A 16,075-nucleotide genomic window follows, 5' to 3' on the forward strand; every position below is an offset into this window, starting at 1 on the left:
AGCAAGGTAAAGGAGTGGCTTTATGCAAGTGCTTGACCGCCGTAAAGCGATGGCAATCGCGCCGCTGTTACGTCTGGCCTTTCGGCCGTTCTTCCTCGCGGGCTGCCTCTTGGCCGTGCTGGCCATTCCGCTTTGGCTGGCCGCCTTCAGTGGTGCGCTTTCCGGTTGGCAGCCGGCCGGTGGCTGGCTGGGCTGGCATCGACATGAATTGTTGTTCGGGTTCGGGCTGGCGATCATCGCGGGCTTTCTGCTGACGGCCGTGCAAACCTGGACCGGTCGCCCCGGCATCAGCGGGCAACCGCTGGCCGCGCTGGCGTTGCTGTGGTTGTTGGCGCGTGTGGCCTGGTTGGTCAATGCACCGTGGCCGGTGCTTGCGGTGCTGGAATTGGCGTTTCCGCTGGCGGTGGCCGCGCTGATGGGTTTCACCTTGTGGAAGGTGCGGCAGAAACGTAACTACCCGATAGCGGTTGTGCTGCTGTTGTTAGCGGCGGCCGACGGATTGTCCCTGTACGGCCTGGTCGAAGGTCATGAAGGCTGGCAGCGTCAAGGCGTGTTGACCGGCCTCTGGCTGGTGGCGGCGATGATGGGGTTGATCGGCGGGCGAGTCATTCCGTTCTTCATCCAGCGCGGCCTCGGCAAGGTCGAGGGCGTTGCCCCTTGGCCCTGGCTGGATTGGCTGCTGCTGATTGGTTCACCCCTCGTGGCCTTGTTATATGCCGCCGGACCAGCGCTTGAGCCCACTCTCTGGGTGGGCCTGTTGTTCGCCGTGTTGGCCGCAGCGCATTTGGTGCGTCTGGTTCGCTGGCATGATCGCGCACTCTGGCGCGTGCCGTTGCTGTGGTCGTTGTACTTGGCTTATGGCTGGTTGGCGGTGGCCTGTCTCGGGATGGCGCTGTGGCATTTCGGCGTGCCGATGAACCCGAGTCTGGCGGTGCATTGCCTGACGATCGGTGCGATGGGCGGCTTGGTGCTGGCGATGATCGCGCGGGTTAGCCTGGGGCATACCGGCCGAGCGCTGGAGCCGCCGTCGGGCATCACCCTGGCGTTCATTCTGCTCAATCTGGCGTGCTTGAGCCGGGTCGTGTTAATCCTGTTCTTTCCCTTGCCTGCGTTGTGGCTGGCCGGTCTGTGCTGGACACTGGCGTTTGCGCTGTACGCTTGGCGCTATGGGCCGATGCTGCTGCAGGCCCGCGTCGACGGTCATCCGGGATAAGCAAGCGAACTGATGGAGGCTGCCGGTGATGTATCCCTTTTTACTGGTCACCCACTTACTGGCGGCGATTGCCTTCATCGGCACGCTGTTTTTCGAGGTGGTGATCTGGCATCACGCCCGTCAGCCGTTGGCGGCTACCGCGCAAACGACGGCGGATCAGGCAATCGCAGTGCGTTCGCGCAAGGTGCTGCATGGCGTGGTGTTGCTGTTGTATGGCGCCGGCATCAGCCTGGCGTGGCAGCACCGTGGCGTATTGAGTCAGCCGCTGGCCAGCAGCTTTGGCACGTTACTGAGCCTGAAGATCGTCCTGGCGCTGAGCATCATTGGCCACTACTTCTTGCTGGCGTACTGGCTGAAAAGCGCCCGACTGACCGCGCCCCGTGCCAGCTGGATTCGCCGCAGCATACTCGGGCACATGGTACTGATCGTGATCCTGGCCAAGGCCATGTTCTATTGGCACGGTTGATCGCACGCCGCCCCTGACAGACAAAACCCGCGTCAACCGGTTGGCTGGCGCGGGTTGGGTGTGACCGGCAATCAATCAATGGCGAGGGTTCAGGGCGTTAATGAACAACACGTTGTTTTCCAGATGGATGTGTTGCATCAGGTCATCTCGAAACTCCAGCAGCCCACGATAAAGGGCACGCCAGGTGTTACAGGCATCGGCAGGCAGGGTGATGTTGTGGGTCAGTGCGAGCAGCCTCTCCAGCGCTTCACCATGTTGATCATGTTCAAAACGCAGCACCTGGATCGGCGGTGCGGCCTGAGGGCCGATGCCCTGTTGCAGCATCGGGAAGAGCACTTGTTCTTCCTTGAGCATGTGGCCTTCGAGTTCTTGCTGAATGTCCGTCAGAAGATCGGCCAGGCCATTGGGGCAGTTGCTGCGCGCACCATGGACCTGCTCGACACGACGGGCCAGGCGGATCAGTTCCGGCAGCTGCTCGCGGTGGCGGGCGTGGTAGCGCGCCAGAAGGTGAGCGATCAACAGCTCCGAAGGTTCGTTGCGCCAGTCGTGTTGGGTTTCGCCAGTGTCTTGCAGCCTGTGCAGCGCATCGGCAATCAGGACCGGATCGAGCGCTTTGCCGAGCGCCGCTTCACGCAGGCTTTTATGCCCGCCACAACAGAAGTCCAGTTTGAAGGTGTGAAAAATCCGGGTGGCGCCGGGAATGTCGCAGGCCAGTTGGCCAAGACTTCGTTCCAGTAGGGTCAGGCTCATCAGGGTTCCTTGTTTGGATTTCAACGGTTCCCCAGGCTTATTGCATCCGGCATGCCATCTTTAACGTTTTGAAAAATATCGATAAATTTTTAGTTGTGGTGATAGTCACCCTGACGCTTTAGGGTGAATCCAACCATAGAGGGTAATAACTACCATGCTGCGTGAAAGCCTGGCGGCCGACCTGATCGTCGAGTTGCCCAATGCTGTGCGGTTGCAACGACTGGTCCAGACCCTGCGCGAGTACTTCAACAGTGGCGCCGTGGGATTGCTGCGCCTGGATGACGATAGCCTCAGGCCGGTCGCGACGGTGGGGCTGGTGCATGAAGCGTTGGGGCGCCGGTTCGTCATCGCTCAGCATCCGCGGCTGGCAGCGATCATGGCGTCGCGCGAACCCACTTGGTTCGAGCCCGACAGTCGCTTGCCGGATCCCTATGACGGCTTGCTCGATAACCACGTCGGCGAACCGCTGCCGGTGCATGACTGCATGGGCGTGAGCCTGTATGTGGAAGGTCGGATCTGGGGCGCGATCACCCTCGATGCGTTGCATGCCGGGACCTTCGACAGCCGTGCGCGGGAAGAACTCAAGCGCTGCACCTTGCAGATCGAAGCCGCCGTGCGGGTGACCCGGCTCGAGCAGGAAAACCGCAGCCTGCGCTTGTCCCGCAGCGACCAGCAAGACCTGCGGATGCCCATCGATGAAGGTGAGATCCTGGGGCAGAGTGAAGTGCTGCATCAGTTGCTCAATGAGCTGGATGTACTGGGCGACTCCGATTTGCCGGTGTTGCTGTTGGGCGAGACCGGCGTCGGCAAAGAGCTGTTCGCCCGGCGCTTGCATCGCCTTTCACGTCGCAGCCACAAGCCGCTGATTCAGGTCAATTGCGCAGCCTTGCCGGAGTCTCTGGCAGAGAGTGAATTGTTCGGCCATGTCAAAGGCGCCTTTTCCGGCGCCACCAGTGACCGTGCCGGACGTTTCGATGCCGCCAACGGTGGCACGCTGTTTCTCGATGAGGTCGGTGAATTGCCATTGGCCGTGCAAGCGAAACTGCTGCGCACCCTGCAGAACGGCGAGATCCAGCGCCTCGGTGCCGACAAGCCGTTGCATGTCGATGTGCGCATCATCGCAGCGACCAACCGGCACCTGCCGGACAGCATCCGCGACGGCTTGTTTCGGGCCGATCTGTATCACCGGCTCTCGGTGTATCCGGTGCCGATTCCGCCCCTGCGCGAGCGGGGCAACGATGTGTTGATGCTGGCCGGGCATTTCCTTGAGCTCAATCGGGCGAGGCTTGGCCTGCGTGGTTTGCGTCTGTCGCCAGCGGCCGAGCGAGCGCTGCTGACTTATAGCTGGCCGGGCAATGTGCGGGAACTGGAACATGTGATCAGTCGAGCCGCGTTGAAGCAGCTCAGTCGTGGCACGAGTCGCACCCTGATCATGACGCTGGAACCCGAGATTCTGGACCTCGACAGTGCCATGGGCGGGCAGGGCGCGGTCGTCGAAAGTCCTCTGGACGATACGGCTGATACGCCGTTCCAGCCCTTGGGCGAAGCGGTTGACGATTACCAGCGCAAGAAAATTCTTCAGGCCTTGAGCCTGTCCGGGGAAAACTGGGCCAGCGCCGCGCGGATTCTGGAAATCGATCCCAGTAACCTGCACAAACTGGCTCGGCGTCTGCGTCTCAAATAAAGGTGGGCATGCTCAGTGTTGATGGTGGTCAAGGTGGTGTTGCGCAGTGCCTTGCACACTGTGCAGAACCTTCCGGAGATTACCGTCATGCCCCTTTCCCTGGCACAAATGCGCCGCAACTACACCCTTCTTGGCCTGCAGGACGAATCTGCGCTGGACGACCCGCTGGCGATGTTCCGGCAATGGCTGCAACTGGCCCGCGACCTCGAGTGCCCGCCTGCCGAAGCCAACAGCATGGTGTTGGCGACGGTCGACAGTGAAGGGCGCCCGCACTGTCGGGTCCTGCTGCTCAAGGGCTTGAGCGATGACGGCTTTACCTTTTTCGGCAATTACCAGAGTGACAAGGGCCAGCAACTGGCTGCTAACCCGAATGCCGCCATGACCTTTTTCTGGCCGGGGCTGGAGCGTCAGGTGCGTATTGAAGGCCGGGTGTCCAGGCTCGACCCGACGCTGTCGGATGCGTATTTCGATTCCCGTTCGTTGGACAGTCGTCTGGGCGCTTGGGCTTCACCGCAGAGCCAGCCGTTGGCCAATCGGGCCGCGCTTGGATCGCTGTTGAGGGAAACCACCCAACGCTTCGCCGGCAAGACCGTGCCGCGGCCCGAACATTGGGGCGGTTATTGCCTGCAGCCCGATCGTTTGGAGTTCTGGCAGGGCCGTGCCGACCGCTTGCATGACCGTCTCGATTACCGGTTGTGTGACGGCGTATGGCAGCACAATCGCCTGGCGCCTTGAGGGATATTGCCCCGACGAGGTACCTCCTTGGAGGAATAGGCTCGCTCGCCATTCCGGTTCAGGCTTTGGGCCATACCCTCATCTACGGGAAGGCTCGGATATGGCCCATCTGGCGCAACGCACGTTTGAACCCCTGAACATTGCCGTGCTGACCATCAGCGATACGCGCACCTTTGACACCGACACCTCGGGGCAGACCCTGACGGATTTGCTGCAAACGGCCGGGCATGTGTTGATCGATCGTGATCTGGTCAAGGACGACATTTACCAGATTCGCGCGAAGGTCTCCCACTGGATTGCCGACCCCAAAGTGCAAGTGGTGTTGATGACCGGCGGCACCGGGTTCACCGCACGCGACAACACACCACAAGCGGTCCTGCCATTGCTGGACAAACACGTGGAAGGCTTCGGCGAACTGTTCCGTCAGGTGTCCCTGGCGGAAATCGGCATGTCCAGTCTGCAATCCCGGGCATTGGCCGGGATGAGCAACGGCGTGCTGGTGTGCTGCGTGCCGGGTTCGCCGGGAGCGTGTCGAACCGCCTGGAACCAGATCCTGCTCGAACAACTGGACAGTCGCACCGGCCCGTGCAATTTCGCCCCACATTTGAAACCGCAAGCACAACGGGTCATCGAAGCCTGCGAGTCACGCTCATGACCGGGCGGGTGTGCGACCTCGGCCACTTGATGCCCGTGGACGAGGCCATCAGCCGTCTGCTGGAGCAGGCTACGCCGCCCCCCCTGGCGCAAATGATCGGACTGGATCAAGCCTTGGGGCGAGTTCTGGCGGCGGACATTCATTCCCCGGTCAACCTGCCGGCCTGGGACAACAGCGCCATGGACGGTTATGCCCTCAGGGCCGCTGACCTGCCACCGGAAGGTGGTTGTTTGTCGATTGGCGGACGGATTGCGGCAGGAGATCCTGCGTGCTCACCCTTGCTCGCGCATCAAGTGGTGCAAATCTTTACCGGTGCGCCATTACCACCGGGTGCCGACACGGTGGTGCCGCAAGAGCGTTGCCGAATCGAGGCCGAGCGTGTTTGGTTGCCGCCCGTAAACGCTGGCGATCACGTGCGCAAGGAGGGTGAGGAAGTTCGTCGAGGCGATCTATTGCTTAAGGCCGGCAAGCGGCTGCGCGCGCAGGAAGTGGGGTTGCTGGCCGGCGCGGGCATTGCGCGGGTAGAGGTCTATAGACCGTTGCAAGTGTGCTTGCTCAGCAGCGGCAATGAACTGCGTGAACCGGGCGATCCGTTGGCGCCCGGGCAGATTTACAACAGCAATCGTTACTGCCTCGCTGCGTTATTGCGCGGTTGGGGCGTGGAGGTGCATGACTATGGCGTCATGACCGATGAGTTGGCGGCCAGCCGACATGCCTTGAACCTGGCGTCTTCGGAATGCGACCTGCTGTTGAGTTCCGGTGGCGTCTCGGTGGGTGAGGAAGATCACCTCAAACAGGCCATCGAGGAACTGGGCAGTCTGGACTTCTGGCGACTGGCCATTCAGCCGGGTAAACCGTTGGCCTTTGGCGAAGTGGCCGGCAAACCCTGGATCGGCATGCCGGGCAATCCTTCAGCAGCGCTGATTACCGCATTGGTGGTGGTGCGTCCGTTCCTGCTCAGGGCCCAGGGCGTCAGCGACGTATTGCCGGTGCCATTGGCCGTGCCCGCCGGATTCGACTGGCTGCAGCGCAACAAGCGCCGGCAGTACCTGCGGGCACGGCTGACGCCTGGCGCTGACGGCCAATTGAGCGTGGAGCTGCACCCTCAGCAAAGCTCCGCCATGCTGACTGCGGCGTGCTGGGCTGACGGGCTGGCGGTGATCGAGTGCGAGCAGCAAGTGCTCAAGCACGACAAGGTCATGTTCCTGTCCTTCGCCGACCTGATGCATTGATCGCAATTGATTGCCGTCAAGGCTGTGCCTGCCGGTCTCGCTAGACTGGCAGCGCCTTTTTCGATGACTGCGACACAGGCATCGATTGAGGGTCGAGACGCGTTTTTCCATGAGGATTATCCATGCAACTGGTCTGCCCGGCAGGGAACCTGCCTGCGCTAAAAGCGGCGGTGCGCGAAGGCGCCGATGCCGTCTATGTCGGTTTTCGCGATGACACCAATGCCCGGCATTTCGCCGGGCTGAACATGGACGACAAACAGTTCGACGCCGCGGTCGCCCACATCCGCCAGCATCAACGCAAACTCTACGTCGCGGTCAACACGTACCCACAACCCAAGGGCTGGGAACGCTGGCAGCGCGCGGTCGATCGGGCCGCCGATTTCGGCGTGGATGCGCTGATTGCCGCCGATCCAGGGGTATTGAACTACGCCAGCCAGCGGCATCCGCAACTCGCGTTGCACCTGTCGGTCCAGGGCTCGGCGACCCATGCAGCGGCGCTGGAGTTTTATGCGCAGCGTTACGGGATTCGTCGTGCGGTGTTGCCACGGGTGTTGTCGTTGGCGCAAGTGCGCCAGGTCGCCGCGAGCAGCCCGGTGCCCATCGAAGTCTTCGGCTTCGGCAGCTTGTGCATCATGGCTGAAGGGCGTTGCCATCTGTCTTCCTACATCACCGGCGAGTCGCCGAACCTGTGCGGTGTGTGTTCGCCAGCCAAAGCGGTGCGTTGGAGTGACGACGCCGAAGGCTTGAGCGCACGGCTCAGTGAAGTGCTGATCGACCGCTACACCCCTGACGAACCCGCCGGTTACCCAACCCTGTGCAAAGGCCGCTTCCTGGTCGGCGGCAAACGCTTTCATGCGCTGGAAGAACCCACCAGCCTCGACACGCTGGACTTGCTGCCGGAATTGACGGCCATCGGCGTTGAAGCGGTAAAAATCGAGGGTCGCCAACGCAGCCCGGCCTATGTCGAACAAGTCACCCGTGTCTGGCGCGCGGCACTGGATGCCCACCGTGGCTCGCCGGGCAGTTTTCGGGTCAAGGATGAATGGCGTCGGGTGCTGGCCGGTTTGTCCGAAGGCAGCCAGACCACCCTGGGTGCTTATCATCGATCATGGCAATGAGGGAGGCGACATGAAGCTCAGCCTTGGACCGGTCCTGTTTTATTGGGACAAAGAACAACTCAGTCACTTTTACGCCGAGATGTCGGCCTTGCCCCTGGACGTGATTTATCTGGGGGAAACCGTGTGTTCGAAACGCCGGTCCTTTTCACTGGATCAATGGCTGGGGCTGGGGCGCGAGTTACAGGAATGCAGCCAGGCGCAGTTGGTGCTCTCCAGCCTGACGCTGATCGAAGCAGCGTCCGAACTCTCCAGCCTGCGTCGGCTCTGCGACAACGGCCAGTTGCTGGTGGAAGCCAACGACATGGGCGCGGTGCAGTTTATGGCCGAGCGCAAGTTGCCTTTCGTGGGGGGGCCGGCGCTTAATTTGTACAACGGTCATACGCTGGCGCAGCTGTTGGACTGCGGGATGACCCGATGGGTGCCGCCCGTGGAATGTTCGGCGGCGCTGATTGGCGATGTGCTCGAGCAGGTGCGAGAACTGGGTCGTGAGGTTCCGGAAGTTGAAATCTTTGCTTATGGGCATTTGCCCTTGGCCTATTCCGCTCGCTGCTTCACCGCCCGTGCGGAAAACAAGCCCAAGGACGACTGCCAGTTTTGCTGCATCAACTACCCCGACGGCCTGCCGTTGACCAGTCAGGAAGGGCAGGCGTTGTTCACCATCAACGGTATTCAAACGATGTCGGCCGAGGTGACCAATCTGCTGGCGGATTACGCCGGGTTGGTTGCCTGTGGCTCCGATCTGTTGCGTTTAAGTCCCCGTGCTCAGGGCATGGCCGAGGTCATTGCCGCCTATCAACGGGTTCGTCTGGGCGAGACACCGCCGCTGTTCGTCGACGGTTGCAATGGCTACTGGCATGGCCAGGCCGGCATGTTGCGCGTCGAGGAGGTCGGCCTGTGTTGAACCGAAAAAAGTGGCTGCTGAAAGGCGCCGACCGGTTACTGCCGCTGGTGCGCCGGGTGCCCTTTGCGGTGCAGCGCCTGGCGTTGCAGCAGGCGCTCAATCGCTGCCTCGCCGAGCCGTTGCGCGATGGCGAATTTGAAGTGTTACGCGGGCGCTGGCTGTGCCTGCGGATCCCGGATCTCGGCTTGTCTTGGTACCTGACGCTCAGTCGTGAGGGTTTGCGGATTGCCGAGCACGCCCCGGCGGATGTGACCATCAGCGGTAACTGGCGAGAGTTTTTATTGCTGGCCAGCCGTCAGGAAGACCCGGACACGCTGTTCTTTCGCAGGCGCCTGGTGATCGAGGGCGACACCGAACTGGGGCTGGCGCTGAAGAACCTGATCGACAGCCTTGATCCCGACGTGTTGCCGGTCTGGCTGTGGCGCAATCTGGAGCGGGCAGGGAAGGGCTTAGCGGCAAGATGACCAACACAGATCAACTGTGGGAGCGAGCTTGCTCGCGATAGCGGTGGAGCAGTCGACATCAATGTTGAATGTGCTGTCGCTATCGCGAGCAAGCTCGCTCCCACATTAGATTTTCATTGCCCTCAAGCCATACTTTCAGAGGCTCCAATTTGCGAGCTTTCATGCTGCCGAGCATCACTCGAAATCAACTTCTTGATCTCTTCAAACAACTCATCACCCTGCGCCTGCGTGCAGTCCTCGCCATTGCGTTTGCGCAGCCCGTAATGGCTAAGAATCAAGTGCACATCCGCGTGCAGGCTATGTTGCTTCAGGCAGTTTTCGACGCATTCCAGCGGGCAGCCGTCCAGCGCATAGATCCGTCGTCCCGAACGCACCTTGTTGACCAGCGCCGCCACATGCCCGCCGACGCCGACGATGCAGGACATCTCGGCCAGTCCGCTGCGATCCAGTCGCACGGCCAGGCTATTGGCCAGTTGAGCGACGTTGGAGCAGCCTGAGCAGGAGTAAACCAGAGGCAAGGTTGAACGGGGCATGAGCACTCTCCATGGATGGACTTCTTCAGTGTGCAAGGCCGCTGGCAATGCGCATTGACTTCGGTCAATTGCGTCTATTGGAATGCCGCGAGATCTTCTTCGGCGAGGATGCTGATGTTGCGTCGTTCCATGGCGATCAGGCCGCTGTCCACCAGACGGTGCAAAATCCGCGAGAAGGTTTCCGGCTGAATACCCAGCTTCGAGGCGACCAAGCGTTTGGACACCTGCAAGACAATCAAACCGCTGATCGGGTTGCGTTCCTGGAACAGAAAATTGATCACCCGACGGCTTGCACTGGCCATGGTCAAGGTGTCGATGTCGCGCAGACGCAGGTGCAGGTGAACGCTCATGCTCGCCAGAATGGCCAGGCAAACCTTCGGCTGGTCCTCGAGTGCATTGCGGTAATGGGTGCCCTCGATACTCACCAGTACGCTGTCCTTCAGCGCCGTGGCGCTCACCGGGTAGAGACGGGCCTGGCTGAACAGCAGGGCTTCGGCAAAAGTCTGGCCGGGCTGAATGATCTCCACCAGGTTCTCCTGACCTTCGCCCGTGAGCCGGTACAACTTGATCTGACCGCTGACCAGCAGGAAAAAGCGCTTGGCCGGGTCCCCTTGATGCATGAGTGTGCCGTGACAACTCAGGCGCTTGAGCATCGCCAGGCTGCAGACTTCCTCGAAGATTTTCTCCGGCAGTTGGCTGAACAGATGGTGACGACGCAACGTTAAAACGATGGAAGGGTGGGTCAGCATGGCGTACCTCCGCTGACGCTCATAGTAGAGAGCGCCGGCCGGATGACCTATGCCTCTGCCGGCCTACCTCCAAGGAGGGATGCCCGTCAGCCCGCATTGCGCAGATGCTCCATGGCCCACACCGCCGCCTCTACCCGCGAGCGCAAACCGAGTTTGTGCAGCAGGTTTTTGACGTGAACCTTGACCGTCCCTTCGGTGATGCCCAGCTTGTGCCCGATGACTTTGTTGCTGAAGCCGCTGGCGATGGTTTTCAGCACCTGACGTTCACGCTCGGTCAGTTCCACCACGGTCTGGCGCTGCGGTGAGCGCAGTGCCTGGGCCATGACTTGAGTTAGGCCCGGGCTGATCACCAATTCGCCGTTCAAGGCATTGCGGATGTACTGAATCAACAGTTCGGGTTCCATGTCCTTGAGCAGATAGCCGTCGGCATCCAGACGCAGTGCGTCGCGAATATCGTCTTCAGCGTCCGAGACTGTGAACAGCAGCACCTTGCCGGTGTAGTGCATCGCCCGTAATTGGCGCAGGGTTTCAATGCCATTCATCTGCGGCATGTTGTTATCGAGCAACACCAGATCCGGTTTAAGCGGCTCGATCAGACTGAGTGCTTCTTCACCGTTACCGGCTTCGCCGACGATCAGAAAATCATCTTCGAGTTCGAGCATCTGGCGGATGCCGTGACGCATCATCGGATGGTCGTCGACCAACAGGATGGTGTGTTGCGGGGACGGGTTCATGTGACGCTACCTTCTGTTTGCTGCCCGAGAAACTCCGGTTGGAATTCCAGTTGGACGCGGGTGCCTTGCGGCTCCCTGGAAAATATCTGCAGCTGGCCGCGCAAGCTGCGGGCCCGCTCATCCATGATGTTCAAGCCATGATGTTCGCGTTGGTCGACGTTGCCGCTGAACCCGCGCCCATCGTCTTCGACGATGAGCCTGACGGTTTCACCGTCCTGACGCAGTTCGAGCCAGGCGTTTTGTGCGTGGGCGTGGCGCAGGCAATTGGAGAGCGCCTCGCGGGTGATCTGCAAAATGTGGATTTGCTCGCTGGCCGATAACTGAAAGGCCAGCGCGTCGACGTGCAGGTGCACCTGGAATTCCCCGCGACGGGAGAACTCCTCGGCGGTGTCCTTGAGTTCCTGCACCAGTCCCGCGTCGTGAATCTGCAAGCGAAAGGTGGTCAGCAACTCGCGTAACTGGCGATAGGCATTGTTCAGCCCCTCGCGCAATTCGGCGGTGACGTTTTCCAGGGTCTCGACCGGTTCACCACGGCGCATCAGGGTTTGCAGGCGGCTGACTTGCAGCTTCATGTAGGACAGGGCCTGGGCCAGTGAGTCGTGCAACTCGCGGGCAATGATCGTGCGTTCGTCGAGCAACAGCAGACGATGGTCCTGCTCCCGTTGACGCTTGAGCGAGAGCGAGGTGCCAATCAGGTTGGCCAGGGCCTGAATCAGCTGGGTTTCCCAGGCTTGTGTCGGGTGTCCGTCGACAAAATGCGCCTTTAGCTCACCCAGTTCACTGCCCTGGTTGCTGATGCTGAACGTTTGTGGACTGGCTTTATGGTGCTTCTGGCACGTGGCGCAGTCGCTGCTGGCGCAAACTTCCCGGATGTTCGCGCCGTGGAGGGCGAGCAACTGCTGGGCCGGTGCCTGCAATTGTCCTTGCAGGCACAGCGACAGGCGCAAGCCGGGCAGGCGTTGCTGGAAGCGTCGAATCAATTCATCCAGCCCTTCGGCATTGGCCAGGCGTGTGGCCAGGCTTCGACTGCTTTGGTACAGCAACTCGAGGGCGGCATTGGCTTGTTGCAGGTTCAGGGTTTTTTGCTGGACCTGACTCTCAAGCGTGCGGTGCGAGTCTTCGATGGTCTCGGCCATGGCGTTGAAGCTTGTGGCCAACTGGCCCAGCTCGTCCTGGGACTGATGGTTGACCCGCACCTTGAAATCGCCGCGACGAAAACGCTGGGTTGCGTCCACCAACTCTTTCAAGGGCGTGACGACACCGTACTGCAACTCGTACAGCCCGATCAGCAGAATAATTATGGTGGTAAACAGGGCCAGGCCCTGGATCGCCTGTTGCCAGCCCTGCTTTTGTTCGCTTTCGCGCTGCAACAGGTTGACGAACTGGTTCAGTTGTTCAACGAAGTGCAGGGCCTGAACCTGAAAATAGGCGGCATCGCCGCGCTCCAGTGCCGGGCGCAAATCCTCGTTCCATTGTCGCTGGATCTGCCCGTAGCTGATTTGCAGCGCGGTGGTCGGGCCATCTTCCAGCACCGCCTTGAGTGACTGGCTGTTGAGACGGGTTTGCAGGCTGTCGGTGATGGCGGCGATGTCAGAGGTTGTTGCGCCCGCCGCCAGTTTCCAGCTCAGGTGGTAGGTTTCCATGCGCACCGAGCCTGCGGTGTTGATGGCAGCGGCATCACCTTGGCTGAACCAGGCGATCAGTCCGGCGCTCAATGAACTGGCGAGGGCAAGCACGGCGATCAGGATCACCGCCAGCCCGGCGCGAGCGGGCAGGGAGCTGCGCAACCAGCGCATCATCGGTGCTGATCCGGGAAGAAATCAGGAAAACAGAGCATGTGCAGCACCAGAGTGGGGTTTTGCCGCCGATCCCGGGCGCGCTACCTCTAAAGAGTTGTCGACTGATCCTTGTCAGTAAAAACCTTGGAAGAAAACCCTAAGACGCTGATAAACATACGGTTTTAAGATTTTTTTGTACTACCTCCTTAGAGGTAGACCGCACAAGCATAGGCCAATGCCCCCTAGGGCTTCGTTGACATGGATCAAGTTTTTACGGGGTTGGCCTCTCTAGTCTGCCGCCATGGCTAACTGACTGGAGAGCATTGTGAACCAACCGCGTGTACGACAAGGCTTGGTGCTGGGCATGAGTACGCTGGCCTTCACGGTCTGTTTCATGGTCTGGATGATGTTTGCCGTGCTCGGGGTGCCGATCAAGGACCTTCTCCAGCTCAACGAAACCCAGTTCGGCCTACTGGCCGCGACCCCGGTACTGACCGGCTCGCTGGTGCGTTTGCCACTGGGTCTGCTGACCGACCGTTTTGGCGGGCGCAGCGTGTTCTTCCTGCTGATGTTGGCCTGCGTGGCGCCGCTGTACCTGATCAGTCACGCCACCGCCTACTGGCAGTTCCTGGTGCTGGGCTTGTTCGTCGGCCTGGCCGGTGGCTCGTTCTCGGTCGGGATTGCCTACGTCGCCAAATGGTTCGACAAAGAGAATCAGGGCTTTGCGATGGGCATCTTCGGTGCCGGTAACGCCGGGGCTGCGGTGACCAAGTTTCTCGCCCCGGCACTGATCGCTGCCGGCAGTTGGCAGCTGGTGCCGAAAGTCTTCAGCGCAATCCTCTTTATCACCGCGCTGTTGTTCTGGTTCTTCAGCGCCGAAAACAAGGACCATCGTAGTGCCACCGGCGCCACGTTGCGTGAGCAATTGAGTTCGCTGAAGGACCCGGCGGTGTGGCGCTACTGCCAGTACTACTCGATCGTCTTCGGTGGCTATGTCGCCCTCGCGCTGTGGATGACCAAGTACTACGTGCAGGAATACGGTTTCAGCCTGCAGAGCGCGGCGCTGCTGGCGGCCTGTTTTTCCCTGCCCGGTGGCGTGCTGCGTGCCGTCGGCGGCTGGATGTCGGACCGCTGGGGTGCGCAAAGCGTGACCTGGTGGGTGTTGTGGGTCAGCTGGATCTGCCTGTTCCTGCTCTCGTACCCCCAAACCCAGCTGCAAGTGCAAACGATCAACGGCCCGGTGGATTTCCACATCGGCCTCAATCCCGCGCTGTTCACCGTACTGCTGTTCGTCATGGGCATCGCCTTCGCGTTCGGCAAGGCTTCGGTCTTCAAATACATCGCCAACGACTACCCGAAAAACATGGGTGCGGTGTCCGGCATCGTCGGCCTCGCCGGTGGCCTGGGCGGTTTCGTATTGCCGATCCTGTTCGGCGCCCTGGTGGACCTCACCGGCGTGCGCTCTTCCTGTTTCATGTTGATGTACGGCGTGGTCTGGGTCTCCCTCACCTGGATGTACTTCAGCGAAATACGCAAAAGCCCGGTGCTGGGTAAAGCGCCGTTGCTGACCCCGTCCCCGATTTCCAGCATTGCCCTAGGAGAAGAACATGTCCGTTCTGCAAAAGCCTGACAAAGGCCCGGTCATTCATGACTGGCGCCCCGAGGACCCAGCATTCTGGGGACGTAGCGGCAAACAGACCGCCACGCGCAACTTGTGGATTTCCATTCCTGCGCTGCTGCTGGCCTTTGCGGTGTGGATGGTCTGGAGCACGGTGATCGTGCGTTTGAACGCCATCGGCTTTACCTTCACCACCGACCAGCTGTTCTGGCTGGCGGCGTTGCCGGGGCTGTCCGGTGCGACCTTGCGCGTCTTCTATTCCTTTATGGTGCCGATCTTCGGTGGCCGTCGCTGGACTGCCCTGAGCACCGCGTCGCTGTTGCTGCCATCGATCTGGATGGGCTTCGCCGTGCAGGACCCGAGCACTTCCTACAGCGTGTTCGTGTTGATTGCCTTGCTCTGCGGTTTTGGTGGCGGCAACTTTGCATCGAGCATGTCCAACATCAGCTTCTTCTATCCCAAGTCGCAGCAGGGCACAGCCCTGGGCCTCAACGCCGGGCTGGGTAACCTTGGCGTTTCGGTGATGCAGTTCTGCGTGCCGCTGGTGATTACCTTCGGTGTGTTCGGTTTCATGGGCGGCTCGCCGCAAGCACTGCCGGATGGCGGTCAGTTGTGGTTGCAGAACGCCGGTTTCATCTGGGTGCCCTTTATTGTCCTTGTGACGGTGCTGGCCTGGTTCGGCATGAATGACCTGTCCAGCGCTCGCGCTTCTTTCAGCGAGCAGGCGGTGATCTTCAAACGCAAACACAACTGGCTGATGTGCTGGTTGTACCTGGCGACCTTCGGTTCGTTTATCGGTTTTTCCGCTGCGTTTCCGTTGCTGATCAAAACCTCCTTCCCTGACGTCATCGCCTTGAAATTCGCCTTCCTCGGCCCTTTGGTTGGCGCGCTGGTGCGTCCATTGGGCGGCTGGCTGGCGGACAAGCTCGGTGGCGCGAAGGTGACCTTGTGGAACTTCGTGGCGATGATCGTGATGGTCTTCGGCGTCATGCACTTTCTACCAGAAAGCAGCCACGGCGCTCTCCCGCAGAACGGTTCCGGCGGCAACTTCTACGGCTATCTCGGCATGTTCATGCTGCTGTTCATTACCACCGGCATCGGCAACGGCTCCACCTTCCGCATGATCCCGGTGATCTTCCGCACTCAGCACGAAAAAGCCTCGGCCGGAAAACCACCCGCCGTGCGCGAACAAGCGCTGAAAAATGCCGGCAAAGAGTCAGCCGCGGTCCTGGGCTTCAGTTCCGCCATGGGCGCCTTCGGTGCGTTCTTCATTCCAAAATCCTTCGGCACTTCGATGGCCCAGACCGGCGGCCCGGAGATGGCCTTCTACATGTTCGTCGGCTTTTACCTGAGCTGCATCGTGGTGACCTGGTGGTGGTACGCGCGCAAAGGCGCCGCGACACCCTGCTGAATCGAGCCGAATCCAACCATTGCGTGGGCGGGGC

At 60.6% G+C, this 16,075-nt stretch carries 16 protein-coding genes; 11 read left to right on the plus strand and 5 right to left on the minus strand.

The window, feature by feature from the left end:
• Nucleotides 1-22 precede the first annotated feature (22 nt).
• Together ACYZTU_RS13925 and ACYZTU_RS13930 are read left to right on the plus strand one after the other, a co-directional pair.
• The gene (locus ACYZTU_RS13925) at nt 23-1,213 is read left to right on the plus strand and encodes an NnrS family protein (RefSeq protein WP_461970926.1); all 1,191 of its coding nucleotides are present in this window, start codon (nt 23-25) and stop codon (nt 1,211-1,213) included.
• 28 nt (nt 1,214-1,241) lie between these two features.
• Complete coding sequence (locus ACYZTU_RS13930; protein ID WP_461970927.1) at nt 1,242-1,679, plus strand: CopD family copper resistance protein; 438 nt, start codon at nt 1,242-1,244, stop codon at nt 1,677-1,679.
• A gap of 75 nt (nt 1,680-1,754) precedes the next feature.
• Here the strand turns inward: ACYZTU_RS13930 and ytfE are convergent, their stop codons facing one another.
• Nucleotides 1,755-2,429, minus strand: coding sequence for an iron-sulfur cluster repair protein YtfE (ytfE, locus tag ACYZTU_RS13935; protein WP_461970929.1), 675 nt, complete (start codon nt 2,427-2,429; stop codon nt 1,755-1,757).
• A 154-nt stretch (nt 2,430-2,583) separates the two neighbouring features.
• Between ytfE and norR the strand changes: the two genes are divergently transcribed.
• From norR to ubiT, 7 genes are all read left to right on the plus strand, one after another.
• Nucleotides 2,584-4,113, plus strand: a complete 1,530-nt coding sequence (gene norR / locus ACYZTU_RS13940; RefSeq protein WP_461970931.1) for a nitric oxide reductase transcriptional regulator NorR — start codon at nt 2,584-2,586, stop codon at nt 4,111-4,113.
• An 87-nt stretch (nt 4,114-4,200) separates the two neighbouring features.
• A complete protein-coding gene (pdxH, locus tag ACYZTU_RS13945) occupies nt 4,201-4,848 on the plus strand; it encodes a pyridoxamine 5'-phosphate oxidase (protein ID WP_461963539.1) in 648 nt (215 codons plus the stop codon).
• 100 nt (nt 4,849-4,948) lie between these two features.
• Complete coding sequence (moaB, locus tag ACYZTU_RS13950) at nt 4,949-5,503, plus strand: molybdenum cofactor biosynthesis protein B (RefSeq protein WP_461963541.1); 555 nt, start codon at nt 4,949-4,951, stop codon at nt 5,501-5,503.
• The gene (locus tag ACYZTU_RS13955) at nt 5,500-6,735 is read left to right on the plus strand and encodes a molybdopterin molybdotransferase MoeA (RefSeq protein WP_461963543.1); all 1,236 of its coding nucleotides are present in this window, start codon (nt 5,500-5,502) and stop codon (nt 6,733-6,735) included. The genes moaB and ACYZTU_RS13955 overlap by 4 nt, the downstream gene beginning before the upstream one ends.
• A gap of 122 nt (nt 6,736-6,857) precedes the next feature.
• Nucleotides 6,858-7,853: a ubiquinone anaerobic biosynthesis protein UbiU gene (gene ubiU, locus ACYZTU_RS13960; RefSeq protein ID WP_461963545.1), complete on the plus strand. Its 996-nt coding sequence runs from the start codon at nt 6,858-6,860 to the stop codon at nt 7,851-7,853.
• Between the two features lie 10 nt (nt 7,854-7,863).
• Nucleotides 7,864-8,754, plus strand: a complete 891-nt coding sequence (locus tag ACYZTU_RS13965) for a U32 family peptidase (protein ID WP_461963548.1) — start codon at nt 7,864-7,866, stop codon at nt 8,752-8,754.
• Entirely contained in the window at nt 8,748-9,218 is a 471-nt protein-coding gene (gene ubiT, locus ACYZTU_RS13970; RefSeq protein ID WP_461963549.1) for a ubiquinone anaerobic biosynthesis accessory factor UbiT, read from the plus strand. Before ACYZTU_RS13965 ends, ubiT begins: the two co-directional genes overlap by 7 nt.
• A 122-nt stretch (nt 9,219-9,340) precedes the next feature.
• On the opposite strand, the gene ACYZTU_RS13975 is transcribed toward ubiT, so the two are convergent.
• The 4 genes from ACYZTU_RS13975 to ACYZTU_RS13990 form a co-directional block, all read right to left on the minus strand.
• Nucleotides 9,341-9,751 carry a putative zinc-binding protein gene (locus ACYZTU_RS13975; RefSeq protein ID WP_461963551.1) on the minus strand — a complete coding sequence of 137 codons (411 nt, stop codon included), beginning with the start codon at nt 9,749-9,751 and terminating at the stop codon, nt 9,341-9,343.
• Nucleotides 9,752-9,825: 74 nt separating this feature from the next.
• Entirely contained in the window at nt 9,826-10,500 is a 675-nt protein-coding gene (locus ACYZTU_RS13980) for a Crp/Fnr family transcriptional regulator (protein ID WP_449643741.1), read from the minus strand.
• A gap of 86 nt (nt 10,501-10,586) precedes the next feature.
• On the minus strand, nt 10,587-11,234 hold the full coding sequence (gene narL, locus ACYZTU_RS13985) for a two-component system response regulator NarL (RefSeq protein WP_461963553.1): 648 nt from the start codon (nt 11,232-11,234) through the stop codon (nt 10,587-10,589).
• Nucleotides 11,231-13,033, minus strand: coding sequence for a HAMP domain-containing protein (locus tag ACYZTU_RS13990; protein WP_461963555.1), 1,803 nt, complete (start codon nt 13,031-13,033; stop codon nt 11,231-11,233). Before ACYZTU_RS13990 ends, narL begins: the two co-directional genes overlap by 4 nt.
• A gap of 304 nt (nt 13,034-13,337) precedes the next feature.
• On the opposite strand from ACYZTU_RS13990, the gene ACYZTU_RS13995 reads away from it, so the two are divergent.
• Nucleotides 13,338-14,642 (plus strand): MFS transporter, encoded by a 1,305-nt coding sequence (locus ACYZTU_RS13995; protein WP_461963557.1) that lies wholly within the window; start codon nt 13,338-13,340, stop codon nt 14,640-14,642.
• The gene (locus tag ACYZTU_RS14000) at nt 14,620-16,041 is read left to right on the plus strand and encodes a NarK family nitrate/nitrite MFS transporter (protein WP_461963559.1); all 1,422 of its coding nucleotides are present in this window, start codon (nt 14,620-14,622) and stop codon (nt 16,039-16,041) included. The genes ACYZTU_RS13995 and ACYZTU_RS14000 overlap by 23 nt, the downstream gene beginning before the upstream one ends.
• Nucleotides 16,042-16,075 lie beyond the last annotated feature (34 nt).

The sequence above is a fragment of the Pseudomonas sp. HLT2-19-2 genome, from assembly GCF_054898005.1.

Coding starts and splice junctions, on each gene's coding strand:
- ACYZTU_RS13925 (WP_461970926.1), top strand. CDS start 23: ATGCAAGTGCTTGACCGCCGTAAAGCGATGGCAATCGCGCCGCTGTTA.
- ACYZTU_RS13930 (WP_461970927.1), top strand. CDS start 1,242: ATGTATCCCTTTTTACTGGTCACCCACTTACTGGCGGCGATTGCCTTC.
- ytfE (WP_461970929.1), bottom strand. CDS start 2,429: ATGAGCCTGACCCTACTGGAACGAAGTCTTGGCCAACTGGCCTGCGAC.
- norR (WP_461970931.1), top strand. CDS start 2,584: ATGCTGCGTGAAAGCCTGGCGGCCGACCTGATCGTCGAGTTGCCCAAT.
- pdxH (WP_461963539.1), top strand. CDS start 4,201: ATGCCCCTTTCCCTGGCACAAATGCGCCGCAACTACACCCTTCTTGGC.
- moaB (WP_461963541.1), top strand. CDS start 4,949: ATGGCCCATCTGGCGCAACGCACGTTTGAACCCCTGAACATTGCCGTG.
- ACYZTU_RS13955 (WP_461963543.1), top strand. CDS start 5,500: ATGACCGGGCGGGTGTGCGACCTCGGCCACTTGATGCCCGTGGACGAG.
- ubiU (WP_461963545.1), top strand. CDS start 6,858: ATGCAACTGGTCTGCCCGGCAGGGAACCTGCCTGCGCTAAAAGCGGCG.
- ACYZTU_RS13965 (WP_461963548.1), top strand. CDS start 7,864: ATGAAGCTCAGCCTTGGACCGGTCCTGTTTTATTGGGACAAAGAACAA.
- ACYZTU_RS13975 (WP_461963551.1), bottom strand. CDS start 9,751: ATGCCCCGTTCAACCTTGCCTCTGGTTTACTCCTGCTCAGGCTGCTCC.
- ACYZTU_RS13980 (WP_449643741.1), bottom strand. CDS start 10,500: ATGCTGACCCACCCTTCCATCGTTTTAACGTTGCGTCGTCACCATCTG.
- narL (WP_461963553.1), bottom strand. CDS start 11,234: ATGAACCCGTCCCCGCAACACACCATCCTGTTGGTCGACGACCATCCG.
- ACYZTU_RS13990 (WP_461963555.1), bottom strand. CDS start 13,033: ATGATGCGCTGGTTGCGCAGCTCCCTGCCCGCTCGCGCCGGGCTGGCG.
- ACYZTU_RS14000 (WP_461963559.1), top strand. CDS start 14,620: ATGTCCGTTCTGCAAAAGCCTGACAAAGGCCCGGTCATTCATGACTGG.